Origin of the sequence: Psychrobacter sp., assembly GCF_035469765.1 — a bacterium.
Taxonomy (GTDB): domain Bacteria; phylum Pseudomonadota; class Gammaproteobacteria; order Pseudomonadales; family Moraxellaceae; genus Psychrobacter.
On record NZ_DATIRM010000058.1, the window covers coordinates 1 to 5959 of the forward strand.

The following is a 5959-nucleotide window of genomic DNA, read 5'->3' on the forward strand; positions in this document are numbered from 1 at the left end:
GGCAGCGAGCTATTTATCAAGATGCGCGTAAAAGATTGATTTCATGCTTGATATTGTCTCGAGCTTGCTCTTCTAAGCGTGCGTGATAATACTCTGTCAGATACAGCGTTGGGTGCGTTAATAGCTTCTCCAGTACCGCAATGCGCCCAACGCTGTAATTTTCTTTGGTCACGTGTGCGTATTCTTGACGGATGGCTTGCGCATACTGGTGATACTCAGACCAAGGCGCACCCAAAATGCTCAAATCCATATCCAAGAGATAAGCCGCATCACTGACGGTATCTTTATCTAGACATTCATGCAGCTCATGAGTGGCTGTCATCATAATCAGTGCGTAGATATGTTGGCATTGCTCAGCACTCAGATATCCTTTTAATGCTTCTACCGCATATTCTGCACTTTCTAATTCATTGTCTGAGCGCCTTGGATCATATATCACATCATGATAGTAGAGTGCCAAAGCGATGATATGCGGTTCATGCAGCTGATGCTTTATCTGCTCAAACTGTCCAAATAATTGTTGGAGATGGTCTAAGGTATGATAAGCCCGCTGCGGCTCGTTATAACAATTCGCTATATCCTGCCAAAACTCTGTGATTGCTGCTGGCGTGATAGCGTTATTCAGCGCAGATAAGTGCATTGAGAAGTACTTTCTTGGCTCACACTCTACCTGCGCAAAACCAGCCATAGTCAACCTATCTACTTATAAACAATCATTAATTATGATGTTTTTGATTTTTTATTATCGAGGTCTTATTCTTTGTCAGCGCTATCTTCAAACGCTTGCTTAAATACCTTACCAAGTAAATTGACATCATCGACACGGGCATAATTCAAACGGGTGACAAAGGCGATATGACGGTGCGGACCTTTTTCTGCTAATGGTACGGCTACCGCATTTTGGTTTTGTAAATGCAATTGATCGAGTGCCATCTCTGGCACCAACGTCGTTCCCATATTAGCAAGTGCCATTTGAATAAGAGTATTTAAGCTGGCATCTGAAAAGCTAGATTTCATCTGCGCGCGGTCAAAATGGCAGACAGATAGCGTTTGGTCAGTCAAGCAATGCCCTTCGCCAAGTAACATAAGATTTGCAGTTGCCAGCTCATCAGCGTTGATGGTATCAAGCTTGGCGTGTACATCGTTTTTTGGGAATACTGCAAAGAAGTCCTCGCTCCAAAACTCAAAACTATGCAAGCCATCTACCGCATAAGGTAGTGCGATAATAGCGGTATCAATATGACCATAACGCACTTGTTCAAGTAAGCGCTCGGTTTGTTGCTCAACGATGGTCATGCGAAATTCTGGATAGTGCTCACGCAGCGCAGGCAACACCTTTGGTAGCAGATAAGGGGCAATCGTTGGAATGATACCGACGGTCATAGGGTAGGCAAGCGGCGATTGATGGCTATGCGCGCGCGTGGTCAAGTCGTTGACTTCAGAAAACACCCGCTGCGCCCGCACCAAGATATCTTCACCGATAGGGGTGATCAATACTTGCTTATTGTTACGCTCAAAAATTTGGGTATCGAGCTGCTTCTCTAACTCTGCAATACCGAGGCTTAGTGCAGACTGTGAAATATTACAATCTTCTGCTGCGCGCTTAAAGTGGCGATGTTTAGCGACGGCTAAGGCGAACTCGAGTTGACGTAAAGTAATCATAAAACCTCTCTATAAGTGGGTTTTTCATGCAATTTGTTTTACTCATTCATCTTGTGTACACTATCAATTTTTGTTGATATACAGATAAAAAAAGCAGATAGAATAGTTTAACAAGTTTAATAAAACAAAACATCAAATTAAAAACTTTTAATTTGATTAACCATAGAATTCGCGTATAGTTTGTCAGGTAGCCCAGATAGTAAAAGGGTTAGTAGAAAAAAATATATCAATAAATTTCAATCCACTTAACTTTAATCAATCAAAAAAGGAGCCAATCATGGCGTCTATTATCAATCAAGAAATCCCAGAATTTTCAGCAGATGCGTTTGTAAATGGTGAATTTAAAACCATCACCTCAGAAGACGTAAAAGGCAGCTGGGCGATTTTCCTATTTTACCCAGCCGACTTTACCTTTGTTTGCCCAACTGAACTTGAAGACATGGCAGCTCATTACGATGAGCTAAAAGGCTTAGGTGTAGAAGTGTACTCAGTATCAACTGATACGCATTTCACCCACAAAGCATGGCATGATTCTTCAGAAGCCATCGGTAAAGTAACCTACCCAATGATCGGTGATCCTACTGGTCGCATCACTCGTGGCTTTAACGTCATGATTGAAGAAGCTGGTCTTGCTGAGCGTGGTACGTTCTTGGTAGATCCAGACGGTTTGATTCAAGTGGCTGAGATCCATGCTGGCGGTATCGGCCGTAGTGCAAAAGATATGCTACGTAAAGTAAAAGCAGCACAATATGTTCGTGAAAACGATGGCGAAGTTTGCCCAGCCGCTTGGGAAGCTGGTCAAGAGACTTTAAAACCAAGTCTTGATCTAGTTGGTAAAATCTAAGCGATGATCGCTTGGATAGCGTGAAAAAAGGCAGTATCTGCTTATTCATCATGCTAAACAAAGTATAAAAAAGACCCCATTAACGTATGCTAATGGGGTCTTTTTTTGTCTGAATCTTATCATTTTTTATGATAGCTAACTGCCTAAAATAGTCACTAGTTAGGCATGAGATCCTAATTTATTTTTATCGATTATTTTATAGATCTCATCTTTTAGATGCAGCTTTCGCCGTTTCATCTGCTCGATTTCCTCTTCACGGCTAGCATGCGTGATCACATCTTTATCAAGCTGATTGATCTGCTGGTCTAGCTGGGTATGCTCATCAAAGATAGTCGCAAAGTGACTGTCTTTTTGCTTAAGCTCAGCAATAATATCTTTGTTATCTTGCCATGTATCTGTCTTTCTCATCTTGTCATCCTTGTTATGAAGTGCAAGCCTGCATAAGCATCCGCGCATGTTCGTTAAGATTGCTGTGATGAATTACTATTATTATGAGACTTAGATTTTATGGAACCAAACCGTCATTTGACTGAATAACGATTAGGCTTAATGCCAGCAAATCTACTTTTAAAAAGTACGTTTAATAAACAGGTTTATCAAGCACTTATAAAAGTAAGCCTGCTATCAGACAAATAGAATTTTTCTATCCGCTTCACTCAATTGTAGCGAAAAAAATGCCTATATACTATGGTTAGTATTGATTATCATTTATAAGTAATTTTGAAATTAAATAAAAAAATTGATTTATGATAGGTTTTATAAAACGTAAGGTTTGAGTTTATCAGCTTGTCCAATATCGCCAAACCTTTGATAATAGACGTATCAAAGGTTGTACGCCGTATATAAATAGCAATACTGGCATATGACTCTTACCTATTTAAACGCGTAGCCCAGATGCTGATGTTACATATTCAATAATAATGAGGAACAATTATGATAGACCAAAGCTTATTAGATGCAGTAAAGAGCTATAGCGCAAACATGACCCGCCCAATCAGCTTTGTATTGGGTAGTGGCGAGCACAGCAAGCGTGCTGAGCTGATTGATTTTTTGACCAAAATTGCTGGTACGACAGATAAGATTAATTTTGATGTACAAGTTAATGATGACAGTTTACCAAGCTCAATTAGCTTTAAAGTAATCAATCATATCGATGGTGCTTTAACGGATACAGGTATTGTCTTTAGTGGTATTCCAGGTGGTCATGAGTTTACCTCATTGATATTGGCAATTTTGCAAGCCGGTGGTCATACGTTAAAACTGGACGAAGGCATTCAAAAGCTGATTAAACGCTTTAATAAGCCACTACAGTTTCAGACTTATGTCTCATTATCTTGTCACAGTTGCCCAGAAGTTGTGCAAGCGCTGAACCAATTTGCGCTACTAAACGATGACATCAGTAATGAGATGATCGATGGTGCATTGTTCCAAGAGCAAGTAGAAGCAAATAATATCCAAGGCGTACCGGCAGTATTTTTGAACGGTAAACCTTTTGCTAATGGTCTGATTGACACGGCTAAATTGATTGAGAAGTTGCAAGAGCAATTTCCTGACTTGTTGAGTGAAGCGGGCGAGGACGAAGAGCAATTAGAGCAGCAAGATGTGACCATTATTGGTGCGGGTCCAGCTGGGGTTGCTGCAGCAATTTATACCGCGCGTAAAGGCTTAAAAGTCACCATAGTGGCTGACCGTATCGGTGGGCAGGTGAAAGATACGCAAGATATTGAAAATTTAATCTCAGTACCTTTAACGACAGGTGGCGAGCTCTCTGCCAATTTTGAAAAGCATTTGCACGAATATAACATTACGCTTAAAGAGCATGTCAGTGTCAAAGAGATTAGTGAGACAGCTGATGAAAATTATCGCATTCATCTAAATACCGGCGAAACCTTTGAGACGCGCAGTATTATCTTAGCAACTGGTGCTCAATGGCGTAAGCTTGGTGTCGCTGGTGAAGAAGAAAACATCGGTAAAGGCGTGGCTTTTTGTGCGCACTGTGACGGTCCATTCTTCAAAGGTAAAGATATTGCCGTCGTCGGTGGTGGTAACTCTGGTATCGAAGCGGCATTAGATCTTGCCGGTATCGTGAAGCATGTGACCGTGCTTGAGTTTGCTGATGATTTGAAAGCGGATCAGGTATTGATTAATAAAGCCAAAGAAAAGTCAAATATCGATATCATTACCAGTGCAGCGACCCAAGAAATCAAAGCGACTGATGGTAAAGTGTCGTCTATCGTCTATCAAGATCGCAGTAGCAGCGACAATAAAGAGCTTGATGTTGCAGGGGTGTTTGTACAGATTGGTTTGATACCAAATACTGAGTTCGTCAAAGGCTTCGTCGATTTAAACCGCTTTGGCGAGATTGAGATTGATGAGCGCTGCCGTACAGATCGCAAAGGTATCTTTGCTTGTGGTGATGTCACTACTGTCCCTTTTAAGCAGATTAATATTGCGATGGGTGAAGGTTCAAAAGCGGCATTATCAGCGTTTGAATATTTGGTTATGCAGTAAGGCTTAAATTAATTTTCTACAAGTCCGAATAAAAAACCCCGATGCTAAGGCGTCGGGGTTTTTTGCTTAGAAGCGTTAAGTAAATACTATTTAGCCAATATCCCTTCTACAGATAGTATCTCACCTGCTTCATCTTCTTCAATTATGCGAGTTTCTTTAAGTGCTGATTTTTGCCATGCTTGGACATGAGGATTGTCTAGAATAGTCTGGCAATATTGTTCAGTAAGCGGTTTTAATATTATTCCTGAAGCCTTGGTATAGGTTTGCAGCCGTAAAACAACAGGAGAAAAAAACGCATCAGCGGCAGTAAAATGACCAAATAAATAGCTATCTGACGAGCTGTTTGTTAAACACTCTGCAAAGATATACTCAATGCGGGCAATATCAGCTAAACAAGCGGCGCTCGGATGTATTTTAGCAGTAGCTCTAATGTTCATTGGCATTTCACTACGAATGCCCATTAGTCCTGAGTGCATCTCAGCAATAATACTTTGGCAATAAGCGCTGTTAATCCTATTTCACCATAGACTAAGACAGGTACTTTACCCGTTGGTGAATTTGTTTTAAACGTGGGCATTGCTGATGGATCAAACAGTTCAATAGACTGCTCATCAAAATCAACATCAAAACTTTTTAGCAAAAGCCAAGCTCGCAGTGACCATGATGAGTAGTTTTTATTACCGATAATGAGTAGAGGTTTTTTCATAATCATACTCTATAAGTTTTTGGAAAGTAGCGCTTATATGCTATTTGAATTAAAAAATGTCGTTATCTAGGCTAGGTATTTCCTTATGCAAATACCCATCCAATGTGAACGGGCATAGCTTAGAGCCTCATTAAGGCTTACTTACTCAGTTTTTATTCCTAATAAGAAAAAGAAAAATAATTGGCAGCGCAATCACATACATCAGCACGCCATATAACGCGGCGGGTAGGGCAATG

7 protein-coding genes are annotated in these 5959 nt (G+C 40.6%); 2 read left to right on the forward strand and 5 right to left on the reverse strand.

Annotated elements, in window-relative coordinates; translation table 11 throughout:
• Positions 1 to 16: 16 nt before the first annotated feature.
• Together VLN09_RS01580 and VLN09_RS01585 are read right to left on the reverse strand one after the other, a co-directional pair.
• Positions 17 to 688: a hypothetical protein gene (locus VLN09_RS01580; RefSeq protein WP_325243420.1), complete on the reverse strand. Its 672-nt coding sequence runs from the start codon at positions 686 to 688 to the stop codon at positions 17 to 19.
• A gap of 65 nt (positions 689 to 753) precedes the next feature.
• Positions 754 to 1662, reverse strand: coding sequence for a hydrogen peroxide-inducible genes activator (locus tag VLN09_RS01585; protein WP_325243422.1), 909 nt, complete (start codon positions 1660 to 1662; stop codon positions 754 to 756).
• A gap of 277 nt (positions 1663 to 1939) precedes the next feature.
• On the opposite strand from VLN09_RS01585, the gene ahpC reads away from it, so the two are divergent.
• Entirely contained in the window at positions 1940 to 2506 is a 567-nt protein-coding gene (gene ahpC / locus VLN09_RS01590; RefSeq protein WP_201562012.1) for an alkyl hydroperoxide reductase subunit C, read from the forward strand.
• A 159-nt stretch (positions 2507 to 2665) separates the two neighbouring features.
• Here ahpC and VLN09_RS01595 read toward each other — a convergent pair whose 3' ends face one another.
• Positions 2666 to 2914 (reverse strand): YdcH family protein, encoded by a 249-nt coding sequence (locus tag VLN09_RS01595; protein ID WP_325243425.1) that lies wholly within the window; start codon positions 2912 to 2914, stop codon positions 2666 to 2668.
• 525 nt (positions 2915 to 3439) lie between these two features.
• Between VLN09_RS01595 and ahpF the strand changes: the two genes are divergently transcribed.
• On the forward strand, positions 3440 to 5017 hold the full coding sequence (ahpF, locus tag VLN09_RS01600; RefSeq protein WP_325243427.1) for an alkyl hydroperoxide reductase subunit F: 1578 nt from the start codon (positions 3440 to 3442) through the stop codon (positions 5015 to 5017).
• Positions 5018 to 5103: 86 nt separating this feature from the next.
• Here the strand turns inward: ahpF and VLN09_RS01605 are convergent, their stop codons facing one another.
• Both VLN09_RS01605 and VLN09_RS01610 read right to left on the reverse strand, forming a co-directional pair.
• Positions 5104 to 5454, reverse strand: a complete 351-nt coding sequence (locus tag VLN09_RS01605) for a hypothetical protein (RefSeq protein WP_325243428.1) — start codon at positions 5452 to 5454, stop codon at positions 5104 to 5106.
• 23 nt (positions 5455 to 5477) lie between these two features.
• Positions 5478 to 5723 carry a hypothetical protein gene (locus tag VLN09_RS01610; RefSeq protein WP_325243430.1) on the reverse strand — a complete coding sequence of 82 codons (246 nt, stop codon included), beginning with the start codon at positions 5721 to 5723 and terminating at the stop codon, positions 5478 to 5480.
• Between the last annotated feature and the right edge of the window lie 236 nt (positions 5724 to 5959).

Coding starts and splice junctions, on each gene's coding strand:
- VLN09_RS01580 (WP_325243420.1), bottom strand. CDS start 688: ATGGCTGGTTTTGCGCAGGTAGAGTGTGAGCCAAGAAAGTACTTCTCA.
- VLN09_RS01585 (WP_325243422.1), bottom strand. CDS start 1,662: ATGATTACTTTACGTCAACTCGAGTTCGCCTTAGCCGTCGCTAAACAT.
- ahpC (WP_201562012.1), top strand. CDS start 1,940: ATGGCGTCTATTATCAATCAAGAAATCCCAGAATTTTCAGCAGATGCG.
- VLN09_RS01595 (WP_325243425.1), bottom strand. CDS start 2,914: ATGAGAAAGACAGATACATGGCAAGATAACAAAGATATTATTGCTGAG.
- ahpF (WP_325243427.1), top strand. CDS start 3,440: ATGATAGACCAAAGCTTATTAGATGCAGTAAAGAGCTATAGCGCAAAC.
- VLN09_RS01605 (WP_325243428.1), bottom strand. CDS start 5,454: ATGAACATTAGAGCTACTGCTAAAATACATCCGAGCGCCGCTTGTTTA.
- VLN09_RS01610 (WP_325243430.1), bottom strand. CDS start 5,723: ATGAAAAAACCTCTACTCATTATCGGTAATAAAAACTACTCATCATGG.